General features: G+C 27.3%; 20 protein-coding genes. 7 read left to right on the top strand and 13 right to left on the bottom strand.

Going from position 1 to position 18021, the window contains the following annotated elements; translation table 11 throughout:
- Window positions 1-97: 97 nt before the first annotated feature.
- The gene (locus tag ACEXNK_RS08790) at window positions 98-1294 is read right to left on the bottom strand and encodes an MFS transporter (RefSeq protein ID WP_373599401.1); all 1197 of its coding nucleotides are present in this window, start codon (window positions 1292-1294) and stop codon (window positions 98-100) included.
- 164 nt (window positions 1295-1458) lie between these two features.
- Here ACEXNK_RS08790 and ACEXNK_RS08785 point away from each other — a divergent pair, with 164 nt between their 5' ends.
- The 3 genes from ACEXNK_RS08785 (at window position 1459) to ACEXNK_RS08775 (ending at window position 4932) form a co-directional block, all read left to right on the top strand.
- Complete coding sequence (locus tag ACEXNK_RS08785) at window positions 1459-2211, top strand: ABC transporter ATP-binding protein (protein WP_373599402.1); 753 nt, start codon at window positions 1459-1461, stop codon at window positions 2209-2211.
- Window positions 2198-3001, top strand: coding sequence for an ABC transporter permease (locus ACEXNK_RS08780; protein WP_373599403.1), 804 nt, complete (start codon window positions 2198-2200; stop codon window positions 2999-3001). The genes ACEXNK_RS08785 and ACEXNK_RS08780 overlap by 14 nt, the downstream gene beginning before the upstream one ends.
- A gap of 332 nt (window positions 3002-3333) precedes the next feature.
- Window positions 3334-4932 carry a peptide chain release factor 3 gene (locus tag ACEXNK_RS08775; protein WP_373599404.1) on the top strand — a complete coding sequence of 533 codons (1599 nt, stop codon included), beginning with the start codon at window positions 3334-3336 and terminating at the stop codon, window positions 4930-4932.
- A gap of 121 nt (window positions 4933-5053) precedes the next feature.
- Here the strand turns inward: ACEXNK_RS08775 and ACEXNK_RS08770 are convergent, their stop codons facing one another.
- The gene (locus tag ACEXNK_RS08770; protein WP_373599405.1) at window positions 5054-5866 is read right to left on the bottom strand and encodes a nitroreductase family protein; all 813 of its coding nucleotides are present in this window, start codon (window positions 5864-5866) and stop codon (window positions 5054-5056) included.
- A gap of 177 nt (window positions 5867-6043) precedes the next feature.
- Between ACEXNK_RS08770 and ACEXNK_RS08765 the strand changes: the two genes are divergently transcribed.
- Window positions 6044-6604, top strand: coding sequence for an ABC transporter substrate-binding protein (locus tag ACEXNK_RS08765; RefSeq protein ID WP_373601582.1), 561 nt, complete (start codon window positions 6044-6046; stop codon window positions 6602-6604).
- 126 nt (window positions 6605-6730) lie between these two features.
- Here ACEXNK_RS08765 and ACEXNK_RS08760 read toward each other — a convergent pair whose 3' ends face one another.
- Window positions 6731-8161 (bottom strand): hypothetical protein, encoded by a 1431-nt coding sequence (locus ACEXNK_RS08760; RefSeq protein ID WP_373601581.1) that lies wholly within the window; start codon window positions 8159-8161, stop codon window positions 6731-6733.
- 289 nt (window positions 8162-8450) lie between these two features.
- Between ACEXNK_RS08760 and ACEXNK_RS08755 the strand changes: the two genes are divergently transcribed.
- Genes ACEXNK_RS08755 through ACEXNK_RS08745 form a run of 3 tightly spaced genes read left to right on the top strand, consistent with a single transcriptional unit; the run spans window position 8451 to window position 10785 of the window.
- Window positions 8451-9002, top strand: coding sequence for a hypothetical protein (locus ACEXNK_RS08755; protein WP_373599407.1), 552 nt, complete (start codon window positions 8451-8453; stop codon window positions 9000-9002).
- 11 nt (window positions 9003-9013) lie between these two features.
- Window positions 9014-9751: a hypothetical protein gene (locus tag ACEXNK_RS08750; protein ID WP_373599408.1), complete on the top strand. Its 738-nt coding sequence runs from the start codon at window positions 9014-9016 to the stop codon at window positions 9749-9751.
- Between the two features lie 35 nt (window positions 9752-9786).
- A complete protein-coding gene (locus ACEXNK_RS08745; RefSeq protein WP_373599409.1) occupies window positions 9787-10785 on the top strand; it encodes a hypothetical protein in 999 nt (332 codons plus the stop codon).
- A gap of 187 nt (window positions 10786-10972) precedes the next feature.
- Here the strand turns inward: ACEXNK_RS08745 and ACEXNK_RS08740 are convergent, their stop codons facing one another.
- The 10 genes from ACEXNK_RS08740 to ACEXNK_RS08695 all read right to left on the bottom strand — a co-directional run bounded on the left by ACEXNK_RS08740 (window position 10973) and on the right by ACEXNK_RS08695 (window position 18019).
- Window positions 10973-11749 (bottom strand): N-acetylmuramoyl-L-alanine amidase, encoded by a 777-nt coding sequence (locus tag ACEXNK_RS08740; RefSeq protein WP_373599410.1) that lies wholly within the window; start codon window positions 11747-11749, stop codon window positions 10973-10975.
- 100 nt (window positions 11750-11849) lie between these two features.
- Window positions 11850-12101, bottom strand: coding sequence for a phage holin family protein (locus ACEXNK_RS08735; RefSeq protein WP_373599411.1), 252 nt, complete (start codon window positions 12099-12101; stop codon window positions 11850-11852).
- 12 nt (window positions 12102-12113) lie between these two features.
- A complete protein-coding gene (locus ACEXNK_RS08730; protein WP_373601580.1) occupies window positions 12114-12317 on the bottom strand; it encodes a BhlA/UviB family holin-like peptide in 204 nt (67 codons plus the stop codon).
- Between the two features lie 54 nt (window positions 12318-12371).
- A complete protein-coding gene (locus ACEXNK_RS08725) occupies window positions 12372-12557 on the bottom strand; it encodes an XkdX family protein (RefSeq protein ID WP_373599413.1) in 186 nt (61 codons plus the stop codon).
- Window positions 12557-12991 carry a hypothetical protein gene (locus ACEXNK_RS08720; protein ID WP_373599414.1) on the bottom strand — a complete coding sequence of 145 codons (435 nt, stop codon included), beginning with the start codon at window positions 12989-12991 and terminating at the stop codon, window positions 12557-12559. Before ACEXNK_RS08720 ends, ACEXNK_RS08725 begins: the two co-directional genes overlap by 1 nt.
- Before the next feature lie 19 nt (window positions 12992-13010).
- Entirely contained in the window at window positions 13011-15290 is a 2280-nt protein-coding gene (locus ACEXNK_RS08715) for a pyocin knob domain-containing protein (protein WP_373599415.1), read from the bottom strand.
- Entirely contained in the window at window positions 15290-16174 is an 885-nt protein-coding gene (locus ACEXNK_RS08710; protein WP_373599416.1) for a putative phage tail protein, read from the bottom strand. The genes ACEXNK_RS08715 and ACEXNK_RS08710 overlap by 1 nt, the downstream gene beginning before the upstream one ends.
- Window positions 16171-17322: a baseplate J/gp47 family protein gene (locus ACEXNK_RS08705; protein WP_373599417.1), complete on the bottom strand. Its 1152-nt coding sequence runs from the start codon at window positions 17320-17322 to the stop codon at window positions 16171-16173. Before ACEXNK_RS08705 ends, ACEXNK_RS08710 begins: the two co-directional genes overlap by 4 nt.
- The gene (locus ACEXNK_RS08700; RefSeq protein ID WP_373599418.1) at window positions 17319-17720 is read right to left on the bottom strand and encodes a DUF2634 domain-containing protein; all 402 of its coding nucleotides are present in this window, start codon (window positions 17718-17720) and stop codon (window positions 17319-17321) included. Before ACEXNK_RS08700 ends, ACEXNK_RS08705 begins: the two co-directional genes overlap by 4 nt.
- Window positions 17717-18019 carry a DUF2577 domain-containing protein gene (locus tag ACEXNK_RS08695; protein WP_195366174.1) on the bottom strand — a complete coding sequence of 101 codons (303 nt, stop codon included), beginning with the start codon at window positions 18017-18019 and terminating at the stop codon, window positions 17717-17719. Before ACEXNK_RS08695 ends, ACEXNK_RS08700 begins: the two co-directional genes overlap by 4 nt.
- Window positions 18020-18021: the final 2 nt, after the last annotated feature.

Raw genomic sequence — 18021 nt, 5'->3', positions numbered from 1 at the left:
ATATTTGAGAAGGCTTTAATAACTAGATACATAATTGGTATTAACTGATACCTAAAATGTAAACAATTTATTAAAAAATAATAATTCTATTAGGTATTTATATCTTAGCTTTTTTATGTAAAGTTAAATATATCAATGAAACTAGTAATGATATAGATAATAATCCAAAGAACAACCATTCTTTGTTAATTTGATATATAGATGCTGAAATTACAGGCCCCAGTGCATATCCAAATGATTCAGATGCTCCAACAAATCCAAATACAGCTCCCTTTATTCTATGGTTACTTCCAAACTCTGAAAGAGAACTTTGAAGTGATGCATTTAAGAATGTAGCTCCTAAAAAATATATAATTATAACTATTGTAAACAGGTTTAAGCTTCTTATGAAAGTTAACATCAATAATGTTATATTCATAACTACAAAAGATAAAAACAGTTGTCTTTTATTTCCTATTTTATCACTAACCCAACCTGCTAAAGGAGCCCCTATTCCAAATACAATCAAATATATAGAAACTATAGCCGATGTATATATAGTTGATGCCCCCAAAACATCTTGCCCATAAAAATGTATCATTGCAACTACACACCCATATATGTAATCTCCTAAAAATGCAATAGACCCTAAAACAAAAACCTTATATTCTAATTTATTCTTTTTTATTTCTTTTAATATAGGGGGGCCTTTTTTATCAATTGATTTTTTATTATTTAAACTTACTTTTTTAACCTTGAATATAACGAAAATTAATGTCAATAATATCCCAAAACTAGATAAATAAAATACTAAGTCATAGTTAGAATCTTTTCCTACTATAAAACCTGCTATAGCAGCTCCAATTCCGCCTCCAAGAGTAAATACAGAAGCTGCAAACCCTGTACATTCTCCCCTCTTTTTTTCATCTAATGACCTTGATAATATAGAGAATGTTGCTGGTGCAGCCATTCCTAAAATAGCACCTTGCATTATATATATAATTCCAGCTATATTTTGTTTATTTGTTAAAGTATATGATATTGGAATAAATGTCATAAGCAATAAGGCTAAAATTAAACTTCTCTTATCCCCTAATTTATCCGATACCATTCCAAATGGTATTTGCATAATTGTCTTACTTACCCCATATAAAGACATAATTGTTCCAATCATTACAGTCGCAATTCCTATCGAATCAAAAAAAAGAGGTATTATAGGAATCATAAAGCTATAGCTAATCCCAAATATAAATCTATATATACAAAAGTGTCGTAATTCTTTCTTTTCAAATAGTACATGATTATTTATACTCATTTTTACCTCCTAGAATATTCATGTCTAATATTATTTATTATATGTTCATATTAGTATATTCCAGTAAGTTTCATATTATTTAAGTATACTTTACTTTTTTGGTACAAATACTCAAGAGTTTTAATATCATAATGTATACTAAAAATTTATATGGTGGTGGTATCATGAAGGAAATAGTAAGCGTAAATAACCTCTGTCAAACCTTTTATAGCAAAGAAGGTGAACTTGAAGTTTTAAAAAATATTAATTTTTCACTTAACGAGGGGGAAATATTAACTCTACTTGGTCCTAGTGGATCTGGTAAATCAACTATTTTAAATATATTAACTAGTTTACTAAAGCCTACAAGTGGAGATGTTACTATAAATGGAAAAATTGGATATATGTTTCAAAAAGATCATTTATTAGAGTGGCGAAATATAATGGACAACATAACAATTGGTCTTGAAATTCAAAAAAGTAAATCAGAGAAATCTATTAAGTTTGTTGAAAGATTATTAAAGACATATGATTTATGGGATTTTAGAAATATGTATCCTAAAGAGCTTTCAGGTGGTATGAGACAAAGAGTTGCATTAATTAGGACTTTAGCTGTAAATCCTGATATATTACTCCTAGATGAACCTTTTTCTGCTCTTGATTATCAGACAAGAATCCTTGTTTGTGATGATATATATAAGATAATTAAAAACGAAAACAAGTCAACTATATTAGTTACCCATGATATATCAGAAGCTATATCTATGTCAGATAAAATAGCTGTCCTTTCAAAAAGACCTGCAACTATAAAAAGCACTTACAATATAGATTTAAACCTAACAGAAGATAGAACTCCTCTTAGTTCTCGCAGTGCTCAAAATTTCAAAGATTATTTCAATATATTATGGAAGGAGATTGATTCTAGTGAAACAAAATAATATCTCCAAAGGTCATAATGAGTATTTAAAATCACTAAAAAGAGAAAAACAAACAATAATTTTCTTCCAAATACTTTTATTAGTAGGTTTTATAGCTGTTTGGGAAGTTTTAGCTAGATTAAATATTATAGATGTATTTTTATTTAGTAAACCTAGCGATATATATGCTCTATTTATAAAATATATTCAAAATGGGGAGCTTTTTAAACACGTATTAATATCTTCTTATGAAACAGTTGTTGGTTTGATAGTTGGTACAATACTCGGAATATTAGTAGCAATACTTCTTTGGTGGTCTGAAAAATTATCTAAAATACTTGATCCTTTCTTAGTTGTTCTAAACGCCCTTCCTAAAACTGCCCTAGCTCCTATATTAATAGTTTGGGCTGGTGCTGGAGTAAATGGTATTATAGTTATTGCGATTACAATTTCAGTAGTTGTAACTATACTATCAGCTTATAATTACTTTATAACTGTGGATGAAGACAAAGTAAAAATGTTAAAAAGCTTTGGTGCTAATAAATTTCAAATACTAACTAAGCTAATATTTCCTGCTAATATTGGTAATTTAATAAATTTAACTAAAATAAACATAGGCATGGCTTGGGTTGGAGTTATTGTTGGAGAATTCTTAGTATCTAGATATGGACTTGGCTATTTAATAGTATATGGTGGTCAAGTATTTAAATTAGACTTAGTAATGATGGGAGTTATTGTTTTAGCTTTATGTGCTTTAATTATGTATCAAGCACTAAATATAGTTGAAAAAATATATAGAAAAAAACGATAAAACTAAATATAGCTTTGTATTAAAAATAAAGTGTGTATTCTTCTAAAGAGTGTGATAATTAAATTATCCAATAAGGAAGGTGCACACTTTTTTAGTAAAACACCTTTAATGCTTAATATCTCTTTGGAGAATACTCTCTATGTCTTTTATAAAACTATAATTCGCATCTATTTAGTTAGTTTCTATATTGACAGTTTTGCAATAAAGTTATAATATCAATAGGATTATAGTTTTTTATAATACATAAAAAATTATGTTCATTTTAAAACTGTTAATAAATATAATTTTTTATATTTGTATAAGCATAAAATTAAAATAAAGGATGATAAAAAATGACAGAACAAAATTTAAGCTTGATTGATGAGGTTAAAAGAAGAAGAACCTTTGCAATCATTTCCCATCCCGATGCAGGAAAAACTACATTAACTGAAAAGTTTCTATTATATGGTGGTGCCATTCGTGAAGCAGGATCAGTTAAATCAAGAAGATCTCAAAAACATGCAGTATCTGACTGGATGGAAATTGAAAAACAAAGAGGTATATCAGTTGCATCAAGTGTTCTTCAATTTGAATATAATAACTTTTGTATAAACATACTTGATACTCCAGGGCATCAAGATTTCAGTGAGGACACTTATAGAACTCTTATGGCAGCAGACTGTGCAGTAATGGTTATTGACTCTGCTAAAGGTGTTGAGGACCAGACAAAGAAATTATTCCATGTTTGTAAAATGAGAGGAATACCAATTTTCACTTTCATCAATAAAATGGACCGTCAAGGAAAAGATCCATTTGAATTACTTGAAGATATTGAAAATGTTTTAGGAATTCGTTCTTGTCCAGTAAACTGGCCAGTTGGTTCTGGTAAAGAATTCAAAGGTGTGTTTAACCGTCATAAAAATCAAGTTGAATTATTTGATGATGGTAATCATGGACAATCTATTGCTGAGTCTATAACTGGAGATATATCTGATGAAAAATTTAATACTTTATTAGGTGATGATCTTCATTCAAAATTACTAGAGGATATTGAGCTTTTAGACATTGCTGGAGATAACTTTGATTTAGATAAAATATTAAATGGTGAATTAACACCTGTGTTCTTCGGAAGTGCCCTTACTAACTTTGGTGTAGAACCATTTTTAGAATCATTCCTAGAAATAACACCACCACCAACTCCTCGTAACAGTAACTTAGGTGATATTGACCCTAATTCTGATAACTTTTCAGGATTTATATTTAAAATCCAAGCTAATATGGATAAATCTCATAGAGATAGAATTGCATTCCTTAGAATTTGCTCTGGTAAATTTGAAAAAGGTATGTCAGTAACTCATGTACAAAGAAAGAAAAAGATAAAACTTTCTCAACCTCAACAGTTTGTAGCACAAGATCGTGTTATAATAGATACAGCTTACCCAGGTGATATTATAGGTATACACGATCCAGGGATATTTAATATAGGTGATACATTAAGTGAAAAACAATCAAATTTACAATACACAGGTATACCACAATTTGCACCTGAGTTTTTCGCAAGAGTATCTACAAAAAATGCTCTTAAGAGAAAACAGTTTGTAAAAGGTATTACACAATTATCAGAAGAGGGTGCTATACAGGTATTCAAACAGCCTAATTTTGGTATGGAAGAACTTATTGTAGGAGTAGTTGGAGTTCTTCAGTTTGAAGTTTTAGAATATCGTTTAAAACAAGAATATGGTGTTGATATGATAATGAATACACTACCTTACCGTTATATACGTTGGATTGATGCTGATACTTTCAAATCAGATAAACTTTCAATGACAATGGATACAATACTAGTTGAAGATAAAAATAGTAATCCAGTATTATTATTCCAAAATGAATGGACTATTAGACATCTTCTTGAGAGAAACGAAAATTTAGTTTTAAGAGAAACTTCTTTATAAAAAACAAAGTGTGTATCCTTCCAAAATTTGGATAATTAAATTATCCTAAGGAAAATACACACTTTATTTTTCATACCCTATTAGTTAATATACAGCTATATTTATTTTTATCTTATATAAATTATATATTACAATATCCTACTATCTTATATTCTTCTGGTATTTTATAATCCTTATCTACATTTCCAAGAGTCCATTTTAAATCAAACATAGTCATGTCAATTATTAAACTAAAATACAACATAGCTATTCCAACATCTATTTTACCTTCATATTCACTTGCAAATTCATCTTTTCTAACTGCAAGCATTAGTTTACCTCCATCAATTATAAATCTCCAAGGCTGTCTATTTAATGTAGACGGAGCCATTCTTGCAAAACTAAATGCATCTAATAAGCCTCTTTGCTCTAATATCTCTATAGTTGCATTTTTACCCCATTCATCAATGTATACTATTTTATCTACACCTAATCTATCTGAGTCAGAACTAGATGATTTAGACTTTACAACTTCTCCATACCCTAAAGCTATAATTGCAGTAACTTCTTTATCAGATTCAATTTTAAGTCGTTCTTTAATAATAGAACTATCTTCAAATGTAACCCAGCATGAATCAATTCCTAAGTCTCTAGCTTTTAAAATTAATTTTTCCCCTATATACCCTGAATTTTCTATGTAACCATCACATACATCAGATAAAATAACTATATAATTTGGGGCTTCTATCATATATCCATTATATCCAGCTACTTTATCAAGTTTTTGATAAGCTTCATCTTTGTTATAAACTTTAAAGTCTACTTGTACTTGTGGTAATAATTTTTTAGAACTATTTATATATTCTCTAATTAAGTCAAATTTAACAGCTTCTATTTCTTCATTTTTAAATTCTCTTACTGATCTCTTATTTGATATAAGATTTTTATAATTCATTTCCTCACCCTCCATAAAATACACTTAAATTTATTTATATGTGATAGATACCCTAATTTTTCTTTATGTAAACATTTTCACAATATTCATAAAATTTTTCTAAAATTAAATTGTAATAGCTATATCACAAATCAACCAGATTTTTAATATTATATTATATCTTTAAATTCTAAGGGGATGATTTCATTGTTTAAAAAATTAACAGGATTAATATCATTAATTACAAGTCTCTCTTTATGTTTAGTTGGGTGTACTAGTGATAATTCATCTACTGAACAACCAAAGGAATTGACTAAGTTAACTGTAGCAGAAGTAACACACTCAATATTTTACGCTCCACAATATGCAGCTATAACTCAAGGTTTCTTTGAAGAGGAAGGTATAGATATAGACCTTATAAATACTCAAGGTGCCGATAAAACTATGGCTGCTCTTCTTTCAGGTGAGGCTGATATAGGTCTTATGGGACCTGAAGCTTCTGTTTATGTGTATAATGAAGGAAATTCTAATTATGCTGTAAACTTTGCACAATTAACTCAAAAAGATGGAAGTTTTTTAGTTTCTCGTGAAGAAAATCCTAATTTTTCTTTTAAGGATTTAGAAGGTAAAGAAGTTTTAGGTGGTAGAAAAGGTGGAGTACCTTTAATGACACTAGAGTATGTTCTAAAGCAAAACGGTTTAACTATAGGAACTAATTCTGAAGCTGGCGAAGTTAACGTGCGTACAGATGTTCAATAATCAGTATTATGATGACAGTTAATATATATATAAATTAGGTTAGTTTATATATATATTAACTGTTATGATCTGATTTTTAATAAATAAAATTTTTACTATTACTATTTGTATAGTAGATTAAGGCTTTTAATTTATCTTTTCCATATGTTTTTTATACATTATTTTATTAATTTTTATTTTTTTTAATTTTTCTTTATTTTTAAATTTTGAATAGGCTTTAAAGTATGGCTCTTTTAGTTTCCTATTACTCATTTGTTTTATATATTTACTAATTATGGTAACAAGTTTAAAGTTTTTGTCCTTAATCATTAATTCGTTCCAAAATTCATAGTCTTCAAATATAGACTTTATTTTATTTTTTTGATTATAAAGATCATATTCTCTCAATATATCATCATTTAATTTTCCAAATATATAATTTTCAATACATTTTTTTTTATCCAATTCTATTATATTCTCTATAAAAAAAGCATTTATATTTTCTTTGTTTTTAGATTCTTTTAAAAACCAGATTATATAGTTTAAAGGTATCTCTTTACATGTTATTTTTTCTGTTAATATATATATATCCATAAGTATGTTATTAGATATTTCTTCTAAATTTTCTTCAATTATCTCTCCATGTGCTATAGCATTTCTTAATACAGGAAATTCAAATGCATAGTATGCATATCCATATATATTTTCAGCATTTTGAAGTGTTTTTAACTTATAACTAATTGAATTACCATCACTTTTAATACCTAGAAGATCCATATAGTCATTAAACAAACCTTCAACCTGAAGAATTAATAAATTTATAAAAATAAGATACTCATTGATTTCATAAAACTCTAAACCCTTTTTTATTAGTTTAAATCTTTTTTTCAATTTATAGTTTTCAGAACATTTAACTAAAATACTTTCTTTTATTTTAGTTAGATTTGTTTCTTCATAGAAAAATTTTAGATATTCAGATTTATCATTTTCATATAGTTCACAAGCTTTATATATTTTCCCTGCTACTACAGTTGAAAATGTAAGGTAAACTCTCCAGTTAATATCTTCATATTGATTTATATTGTAATACTTATATTTATCTTTATTAAAATTAACAAATAAATTGCACATTTTATCGCACTGATAAATACATTCTTTTTTTATATTTTCTTCATTAGCATCTTTACTAGCCTCTTTGTATAAATTTGAATTAATTTCAATAAAAAATTTCAATTTTTCTTTTTCATATTTACTTTTAACTTTTCCTAATTTTTCTTCTAAATCCTTTATTTTTTTCTCATAGTTTAACTTTCTCAAATCTGCATCTTTTTTTAATTCTTTATACTTTTCTTTTAATTCACAATTAAATTTTATTTTCTCATAATATACGTACTCATTAAAATTGTAGTTTTGATGAGTATTAAATTTGCAATATTCTTCATATTCATATTTAAGCTTGTTAATATCACTACCAAAAAATTTTAAATATTTTTGGGATATATTTTCTAGATTACTAAAAAATACTTCATTCTTAATCAATTCCATCTTAAATTTTTCAAATAATTTTAAATAACACATTTTTTGTATACTCTCCCTGTTCTCAATTATTATACTCTAATTTTTTGATTAATTTTATAAAAAATAACATTTTATCCTTTTATAAAAAGTTTACCGTTAATCAAAGTAAATTAAAATATAAATCGTTAAATATATTGTTTTAATTTAAAAGTATTAAATTAGTTTTGTTATGATATAAATTCGCAGATTATATCATAATATTGATAATCAAACAAGTTTTTATTGTAAGTTTTTCAAAATATGATATCATTATAAATAAAGATAAAAAAGATTTTAGAGGGTGGTAGTAATGTTACAATATAAATTGATTCATGCTCTAGATGATATATCTGTAAGTCAAATAAAAAAGAAGTTTAAAGAGGAAGAAATTTATTTTTTTACAAATTATATAATTGGAATAAAATATAGCTTTAAGCTTAATAATTACTCAGAGGTTTTAAAAAAGCTAGTTGGAATGAATGTTAAACAATATACTTTTACATCATATCGATTTAAAAAGTTAATTCAATTAGCATTTAAGAAAAACTTATTCTTAGGTAGTATAGAATTCATAGATTTAGTTGACGAAAATATTAATTATGACTATATAAATAAATACATATCTAGTATTAACAATACAATTGATAAAATAAAAAAAGAAACTATTTCTGATGAATTTTTTAAAGAATTAAATTGGGTAATGGTCGAAGACTGTATAGATATAAAATCAATAAGTTTTAAAATTTCTATAGAAGAATATCCTTTTGAATCGACTATACGAATTTTTAACAACGGAGTAATTTATTTGGATAGTGATAAAGTTTTTTCTGAATTAGAAAATCTTATTGCTAAAATAAAGTAAAGGAGATATAGATGTTAAAGAAATGCTTAAAAAAAATTCATAAAAACGCCGCAATTTTAGTAGCTCTATCTCCTATATTAGCTTTTGTATTATTAATATTTTTAAAATTCAACCCTGTGTGGCTTATTCAACATCTAGGAGGAGCTGGTGGAGAAACATTCTATAATTACATAGATTCTAATAAACTGGTTCACACTGTTAACTACACTATAGCTATTGTTATTATAAATACTTGTGCATCTATGTTTGCATTTTCACCTGATATTAATATATCAATTCGAAATAGATCTATGAAAGATGATGTAAGTATTTTAAAAAACCCAAATAATCCTAATCATAAAGCCTCTACATTTTTAATTCAAATAGATGCAGATTATAAAGGTTTGATATGGTATAAGATTATAGAGGTACTTGGAGGCATCATTATTAATATTAAAACTCCAAATTGGGCAGAACCTACGTTAAATAATACACCATGGGATAATAGTGACTATACAAAAGATAATTTTACAAATTTAATTCAGATAGATATAACTAAAGCTTTAAGTAGAAATTTAGAAGATTATAAAGGTGAAGTTTTTGTAGGGGTTGATATTATTACAAATATAACAAGCTTTAATGAAGCACCTATAGAAGTAACTGTTTTGAGTAGAAGTAATAAAAAAATAAAAAGTATAATATTAAACTTTATAATAAATAACGTAATTAGTATAAAATACAAAAATCATAAAATAAGAGTAGACTATTAATTATTACAAAAATTACATCAAGGAGATTTTGAGTTATGGAAAAAATGTCATTTTGGATATTTAAAGAAAGCAGACATATTGATCAATATATTTCTATATTAAACAGTGATAGATTAAATTATATTCAGCAAGGAGATTTAAATAAAATAGTATCCTTAATGAATACAACAGACATAGAAAAAAAGAATGTGAGTTTATTTAACAAAGATATTGAGTACTGCTTTGTAAGATTAAGAACTGAAGATACTTCTGCCAAAGAACATTTTACTGATTTACTAATTTATAGTATAGATGGAAGTAAAGTGAAAATGAATGTTTTCAGAGGGAATACAAATACAACTAATATTATAAGACCATACTTTAACCAACCTCATTGGGGTGAGCTTGGTGATTTTAAAGAAAATAGATTGGAAGTAACTGAAGATTTATTATTTTGGTTATTTAAAATGTATATAGATACAAAAACTATATCATTATCTAAAATAGATGATATTTATATAAATGCTTTAAAAGGATATAGTGGAGTTACAAAAGATAATAACAATAGAGTACGAGGAGAAGGAGAACGAATATCTGAAATTTTAGGAACCCTTGCATTTCTTCTAAATAATGATCCATTAAAAATGTTAAGACCCAAAATATACTTTAAATATGGTAGCGAAAATCATGATATTTTGTTAGAGTTAAAAATGAGTGGTACTATAAAAATAGATTCTAAAAATTATAAAGGTAGTTTTTTAGGTGTATATAGTGATGAAGAATTAGTGGCAATTTTATCTTTATTATGTTCCGAATTTATAATACCTAAACTAATTCAAAGTCATAAAGACGCTTTATTAGATGATAGATGGAATATATCATTAAAAAAAGATTTTCTACAAAGAATCGGAACAGAAATACAAAATAGAGTACAGTTTGAATTAATCAAATTAAATGGAGAAGATACTGAAAATAATGAAGATGACGAAGATGATGAAGATGATGAGTATGATGAAGAATTAGTAGAAGATGATGGAGAATTAGTAGAAGTATAAAAATATATCATATCATAAAATGTTATTTTCAACGAGTTATTATAAAAATTCTTAACTCCAATTAATATTAACAAGTGAAAAAATATAAAAGGAGTATCAATTTGCTTATGATACTCCTTTTATATTTTACTTAATAGTCTCCTAACAATTAATATATTAAATAATTAATCAAGTCTAATATAAACTATTAGATTAACTCTAAAAATTTAGAGTTAACATAACCAAGTCCTTTGTTGCCTTTAAATCCTTCTATACTCATCCATTCATTTAAACAATATTGTAAACTAACTATATCTCCATTTTTAACTTGCCATATTACCTTATTTTCAGTACCTCTATCCCATCTTACATTTAATACATTAGCTATTACCCTAGCTTTTCTTCCAGAATAATGTCCATTTTTAAACTTAGAATCTGAACTTTCTCCTTCCTTCCATATAACTTTATTAAATTTACAAATTCCTTTTGCTATCGCTTTAGCAAATCGATCTTTATTGTTCATTATTAAATTATAATCTTCTTCATTGGTTATAAACCCTAATTCAACTAAACAAGCATCCATATTAGATTCTCTAACAACATGTAGGTTTCCCTCTTTAACTCCTCTATCCTTTGTGTAAAGTCCTACTTTTATTAATTCACCATGTATAGCATCTGCTAAAGCTCTATATTTAAATTTGTAGCAATATGTTTCTAACCCTTTCGCACTAGAATTTCCTGCACTATTACAATGTATTGATACAAAAGAATTAACATCTGACTTATTAGCTTTATTTGTTCTTTCATTTAAAGATACAAATACATCTGTAGTTCTAGTATTTATATTTTCTATATTTTGATTTTCTAAATATTTATTTACTCTATTTGCTATATCTAAAACTATATCCTTTTCTAAACATCTGTGTAATCCTGGAGCTCCTGAGTCGTATCCACCATGTCCTGCATCTATCATATTTTTTTTCATAATTAATTCCCTCTCTTTTCTATTATTTTTTTATTATAAAAAGGCAATAAAAAAAGACTTGAAAAAGTCTGGTTCACTGCCTTTTATTAATCTTAGTTTATTATTTATTTATTGTTTGTTTTATGAGTTGATTTGTAGCTATAGATCCAAAACTACATATTATACCTTGTAATATTGATGTGGCATTTACTCCCATTATTGATATACTAAATCCAACCCCTAAAATTAAAAGTATCCAAGGAATGCTCCAATCTGTCACTTTAGGTGTTTTCTTTAAAAACATTCCCACAACATAAAGAGCAGCTACTAATATAAGCAACTGCTCTGGTACAAATTTAATTAAGTTTTCCATTTTTTAATCCTCCTATTTAAATAATTTATTTTTAATATCTTCAACATCTTCTTTGATGTCTTCGATAACATTAAACTTATTAGCCAATTTATCAACTAATGATGTTAGTTTTTCTTCACGTTCTCTACTTTCTTTTCGTGTATCCCATAAAAGCCATACAAAAAGAGAAGCAAATACTCCTTGGCTTATTACTTGTGTAAATAATTCTTTTTCCATATATGTCCTCACTTAAGCATAAAAATAGAACTAATTAATAGTCCTTAAAAATAGTTATATAATATCTTTTTTGATTGTTTTAGGTTTTAACTCAGTTGAATTCTCATAATTTGAGCCAACTATTTCTTCAAACTGTTCTACTGTAATCTTTTCAGCTTGGACAAATACCCTCATATCATCATCTGTATAAAATCCCATTTCAAAATATCTTTTTATTGTATTGTACCAAAAATCATTCATTATACTAATCCTCCTTTTGCTACCTCTAAAACAAGGTTCGCTAAATCATTTTGTAAATTTTTCAATTCAATATCTTTATTTGCATTATCTAACATGCTTTGTGCATTTTGTTTTTCTAATTCTTTGAGTCTAATATCCTTGTTAGCTGAATCAAGCATTAATTGTGCATTTTGTTGTGATAATCCCTCTAAAGGGGATGGAGGTATTGGAGTAGGTGTTACCTCTAATAACTCAAACATATCTATATCTTCCATAGTGTATAATGATTTAGCTTCTATATTTTCAATTAATTTAAAAGGCTGTTTAAGTTTTAAAAGGTGTTGCCATAACTCTTTATCTATAGTGATATTTTGCCAATCATTGTTTTCAATAGGTGTAAAGTTAAACCCTTTAAACTCTTTAGTGTTAAGGTTGAAGTGTAAAATCATATTCATAATAAATTCTCCTGTCTACTTAATAAGTTAGTCCTATAGCTATCCAATCGAAAGCGTATACTTGGTCATTTGGAACTACCTGTGTTCTTCTATCTAATATGGTATATTTTAAAGAATCATTAGTATAGTGTCTAACCGAAACCTCCCCCCATACAGAGTTCCCCGAATTACAATCTGTTACTGTAGCTACGGCAGAATATAAGGCTTTAAATGCTATAGGAAAAGCAAATGTACCATCTTTTGACCAACCACCTTTAGGAACTATATCTCTATGTCTTCCCCATTGTATAAGTAATCCTGACGGTAGTTTTTGAAATCCACTTTCCCCATATACTCCTACAAAATCCTCTACTTTAGTAAGTTTATGCCAACTTGCCCATACACCTTGCCAGTTTCTAAGTCTAATCCAAATATCTCCAGAACTACTTGTAACTCTTTGAATTAATTCATTAGGTTTACTCAAAACTTCAAGCACGCCATATAAGCCACCACTAACAGGTGCATTTGGAATTGTATTATCATAACCTACTCCATAAACGCCTACTGCAGTAGCATTATTAAAATCACTAGAACTACCAATATTGCCTCTATTATACTGTAAGTATTTACTATCATGATCATGACTAGATGGTGGAAAGGAACCAGGTTTACCTGATATATTATTCCAATTTACACTATCAGCAATTTTAGCACTAGATGCTTTATCATTTTTACCTAAAAATCTACTATTAGCTTCACTCTCTGTATAATACCTATCATCATGCGAATGTGATGAAGGTGGAAATGTATTAGGTTTTTCTGTAATATCACTCCATCCTGGTTTATTATCAGTATTGAACACCTTAGTCCACATCGGATTATAAGAACTACCATTATTTACATATTCCAACTGACAATTTAAAAGACACCCATTATGACCACTTGTAGATGGCGTAGTTATTCTTATAGTATATTGACTACTTCCATCTGTAGTACTACTAATAACCTCTACTACACTTCCAGCTAAATGTACTAAGCCTCCACACCCTGTATCATGTATATACTGATTATTAGCATAAGACCAAGTACCTCTACCTACCCAATAACCTACCGTAAATGCTCCTAAATTTTTAAGTAATTCTATAAATTGTACAGTAGTAATTGATCCATCATTACCACCAAAAGTAACATTTCTAATATATCTTCCATATCTATCATCATGATTATGAGTACTAGGAGGATATGTATCAGGCCTATCATTTATCTCATTCCATGTTGGTTTATTATTTTCTGAGTAGAATTTCTGCCAATTTCTCCATGTTGAACTATTTTTAAATCTTGTATAAATATTACTATTTGCATCTGTATATCTTTGTAAGCACTCTACTCCTGATGTATATTCATACACTTCAAGTTCACCATAAGTACTACATCCTGAAGGGCCATTTTTAAAAGGTTGAGGATTAGCTACTTTATAGATACCTGTCTTAGTACATAAATTAAAGTCTGTTACTATTCCTAAATCTTTATTAACATACCTATCATCATGATTATGATTGCTAGGTGGAAAAGAGTTAGGTTTATTTTGAACATCATTCCATGTTGGTTTATTAGATTCACTATATATTTTTGACCAAGAAGTCCATGAATTGCTACCACTGTTATAAAATCTATTCCACACATTGTTATTTATATCTGTAAACCTTTGTGTACGATGTTTATCTCTTGCTATAACCTCTAATACCCCATATACATGCCCCTCTTGAGGTGAGTTTTCGAAATCACCAGATACATGGTATATTCCTTGTGTTTTTGCATTATTAAAATCAGTGCTAATACCATCTATATAAGTTCTAAAATATCTACTGTCACCTTCATTTATATTTAATAGTTTTTGCCAAGGAGTCCAGCTTGTAGCAGAATCATTTAATGAACATCTAGTATATACTTCATTAACCCCATCTGTATAAAATACTTGAGTAATCCATTTGCCAGAATTATCCCATTGGTATACAACTAATCTCCCATACTTACCACTATTAGGTGAATTTGGAGTATTAGGAAGTACTACATAGTTACCTCCTGTACAGATAGTATTTAAATCTGTAGTTGCTGATAGTCTTTTAGGTACTTTAAAAACTACATCTGATTTTTCTGATTTCCCATCAATTTTTTTGTTTTGTTCTTTTAAAGTTTTATCATATTCAGTTTTAAAATCAGTATGATTTTTGTTATTGTCTTTTACATTTTGCTCTATTCTGTTCATATCTTCTGGCATTACTGTTTCTGTAAGTTGCCAATTTGTTTTATAAGAACTCATTAATTAACTCCTTCCTCGATATTTATTACATGTTTAAGCTCTATATCTTCTATAATTGGAACATATAGATCTATAGAAGTTAGTAATTGATTATCCGATGTATAAACATCTACTTTTGTTATTTCATTTAATCCAAAACTAGTTAAAACTGCATATTCTAAAGTTAGTTTTCCATTAACAATATCTTTTTTTATAAAGTCATTTATAACTTTTACATTGTTTAACTTTACATATCCAAGCTTACTTAGTGCAAATTCTCTTAGTTCATCTAAAAAATACTTTTGTATAGAGTTAGTTTCTTTCAACTTTATAGCTCCTTTCTCATGCAGTGATTTAAATGGCAAAGTTCCTAATCTCCAGGTTGACCCCAATCTATAGTTGTATTCCCTTTGTGCTAGAGTTATTTCTTCATTAACTAATATTTTTTCATCAATAAAAGGTTTATTTATAAATACAATATTAGCTGGCTTCATTTTGTTTATTGTTATGTAAGTTTCATTAAACCAGGTTTGGTTTAATATTTTTGATTCAACATAAAGTGTAAACTTACCAGGATCAACAAAGATGTTATAGTTTCCTTTACCTATTAATTCATCTAGCTTTTGTTTTAGAGCTCTTAAAGTGAAAGGCATATTCATAGCTAATCTATTTAGTATCCTTTGTCTTCTAAAGTTTAATTCTTTATCATCTCCATCAACTATTCTTAACAATGTTTCATACCTTTTTAGAGTTTCTTTATCTGCAGTTATAACATATTCATTTTTTATAGCTTTATCAAATTCATTATTTAGGTTTTCAAATAAATCATTTTCAACTTTGACTAATGTATCTACTTCTAATATGTCATTATAAAGAGTTGGAAAATATGGTTTTATATTTATCATAATAAAACCACCTCAGCTAGTTTAGGTAATTGTTGAATCTCTCCATTTTGAGTTAACTGTAAGTCATTTGGTTTTCCATTTATTTTTATGTCTGTTACATTGGCTACTCCAACAACTTTTAAAATAGACATTGTAATTTGAGATATATAAACAGATAACTCATATCTATTCATATCATCAGCAATTCCCCAATGCTTTCTTAAGCTTTTAAGGTACTCATTTATAGACTTCTTAACTTCTTCTTTAACTTGGTCTATTACATAGCCTGTAATTAAGTGTATTTTAGCTTCTATAGTTACTTCTACTACTTGAGGTGTTGTTATAGTAACTACATGACCAACAGGTGCTAAACCTAATCCTGTACCTTCATTTTCTATAGGATCTATTATATTTTTAACTTTCTTTATCAAATCTTCTGAAACTGCATTAAATTCAGTATCAATAATACTACATTTAACCGTTCCTCCACCGTTCCAGGTTGGATATATTTGAACTTCTCCAATGCCATCAATTTTACGTATTTCTTCATCGTATTGAGCTACATTTCCACCAAACGGTCTTTGATTAACTTCTAATATAAATCTATCTTTTAACTCTTCATCAGTTTCCTCATCTCTTGCAGGAACTAAAAGAGTAGTTAGTTTACATGATTTAAGGTTATTTATATGAGTTATAGGTAATAGATCTCCTATATATACATTTCCTATAGTTCCAATAGTTTCACATTCTAATATATATTCACCTGGAACAATTTGATTTTTTTCATTTTTAAATACATCAATAACCTTATATGTTAAAGGTGTCTCTTCGTTAATAGTAGAAAATCTACTGCCTACTTGAACTGTAGCTGGTGTACCATCTTGAAATGTACATATAGCCTTTTTCTTAGCGTATGTGGCTTTATATCTAGTTAACCCTTGTTCTATTACCTTATTGTCTAAATATTCGCCGTAACTGGTTGTAACAAAGGAATTTAATAATACTTGTTTTAGTTCCATATACATTTCTGCTAATTGATAGCATGCAGGAGCTAATGCATCATAAATAATAGAGCCTTGTCTTTTATCAATATCATCTGGAACTTTATCTAAGGCACTTTGTATTAAGTTTTCAAATGTATATTTTTCTAAATACTGTCCTAAACTCATATCTTCACCACGCTTTCAAAATCTATATTTCCAAAAATAGAATTAATCTTAAATTCAATTTTAAAATTATCTTTCACATCATCAATTACATTAAAACTTTCTATAGCTAAGATTCTTTCATCTGCTAATAAAGCATCTTTAATAGTTCTTTCTATATCTGTTTTTACAAAATCTTTTGCTTTACCTATAAATCCAGCTATTTCAACTCCATAATCTGCATTATAAATTACATTTTCAAATCGTTCAGTTTGTAAAATTTTAAATACTGCTTGTTTAATAGATTCCAATTCATCTATGTTTTTCGTTATTCTTCCGTTAAAAGTATCTAATTTATAAGTTTTACTACTTTGAATGGAGTTTTCTAAATTACTTACAACAAAATTAAATTTAGGAATCATTTTTTCATTTCTCCTCTATCAAGTACATAAAATTGTTGTCCATTAGAAACTCTTAAAAGTAGAACTTTATCACCTTGTTTTAATTTATCAAATATAATAGTTCCATTTTTATCTTTAAATTCTCTACAAAAAGGCGAAAGTATTAAAAAGTCCGAATCAATTTGGAATCTATTTTCTACTAAAATAGTTAATGGATCTTCCTTTGTTACTTCTCCTGGTACAAGATCTGTTAATGTATTTTCTGGAATAGCATGTCTTGCCCCTTGTTTAATTAACCTAACAAGTTTTTCTCCTGCCATTT

Source organism: Paraclostridium bifermentans (genome assembly GCF_964259345.1).
GTDB lineage: Bacteria > Bacillota > Clostridia > Peptostreptococcales > Peptostreptococcaceae > Paraclostridium > Paraclostridium bifermentans_B.
This window is presented reverse-complemented; position numbering and strand designations above follow the sequence as displayed.

Coding starts and splice junctions, on each gene's coding strand:
- ACEXNK_RS08790 (WP_373599401.1), bottom strand. CDS start 1,294: ATGAGTATAAATAATCATGTACTATTTGAAAAGAAAGAATTACGACAC.
- ACEXNK_RS08785 (WP_373599402.1), top strand. CDS start 1,459: ATGAAGGAAATAGTAAGCGTAAATAACCTCTGTCAAACCTTTTATAGC.
- ACEXNK_RS08775 (WP_373599404.1), top strand. CDS start 3,334: ATGACAGAACAAAATTTAAGCTTGATTGATGAGGTTAAAAGAAGAAGA.
- ACEXNK_RS08770 (WP_373599405.1), bottom strand. CDS start 5,866: ATGAATTATAAAAATCTTATATCAAATAAGAGATCAGTAAGAGAATTT.
- ACEXNK_RS08765 (WP_373601582.1), top strand. CDS start 6,044: ATGATTTCATTGTTTAAAAAATTAACAGGATTAATATCATTAATTACA.
- ACEXNK_RS08760 (WP_373601581.1), bottom strand. CDS start 8,161: ATGTGTTATTTAAAATTATTTGAAAAATTTAAGATGGAATTGATTAAG.
- ACEXNK_RS08755 (WP_373599407.1), top strand. CDS start 8,451: ATGTTACAATATAAATTGATTCATGCTCTAGATGATATATCTGTAAGT.
- ACEXNK_RS08750 (WP_373599408.1), top strand. CDS start 9,014: ATGTTAAAGAAATGCTTAAAAAAAATTCATAAAAACGCCGCAATTTTA.
- ACEXNK_RS08745 (WP_373599409.1), top strand. CDS start 9,787: ATGGAAAAAATGTCATTTTGGATATTTAAAGAAAGCAGACATATTGAT.
- ACEXNK_RS08740 (WP_373599410.1), bottom strand. CDS start 11,749: ATGAAAAAAAATATGATAGATGCAGGACATGGTGGATACGACTCAGGA.
- ACEXNK_RS08735 (WP_373599411.1), bottom strand. CDS start 12,101: ATGGAAAACTTAATTAAATTTGTACCAGAGCAGTTGCTTATATTAGTA.
- ACEXNK_RS08730 (WP_373601580.1), bottom strand. CDS start 12,317: ATGGAAAAAGAATTATTTACACAAGTAATAAGCCAAGGAGTATTTGCT.
- ACEXNK_RS08725 (WP_373599413.1), bottom strand. CDS start 12,557: ATGAATGATTTTTGGTACAATACAATAAAAAGATATTTTGAAATGGGA.
- ACEXNK_RS08720 (WP_373599414.1), bottom strand. CDS start 12,991: ATGAATATGATTTTACACTTCAACCTTAACACTAAAGAGTTTAAAGGG.
- ACEXNK_RS08715 (WP_373599415.1), bottom strand. CDS start 15,290: ATGAGTTCTTATAAAACAAATTGGCAACTTACAGAAACAGTAATGCCA.
- ACEXNK_RS08710 (WP_373599416.1), bottom strand. CDS start 16,174: ATGATAAATATAAAACCATATTTTCCAACTCTTTATAATGACATATTA.
- ACEXNK_RS08705 (WP_373599417.1), bottom strand. CDS start 17,322: ATGAGTTTAGGACAGTATTTAGAAAAATATACATTTGAAAACTTAATA.
- ACEXNK_RS08700 (WP_373599418.1), bottom strand. CDS start 17,720: ATGATTCCTAAATTTAATTTTGTTGTAAGTAATTTAGAAAACTCCATT.
- ACEXNK_RS08695 (WP_195366174.1), bottom strand. CDS start 18,019: ATGGCAGGAGAAAAACTTGTTAGGTTAATTAAACAAGGGGCAAGACAT.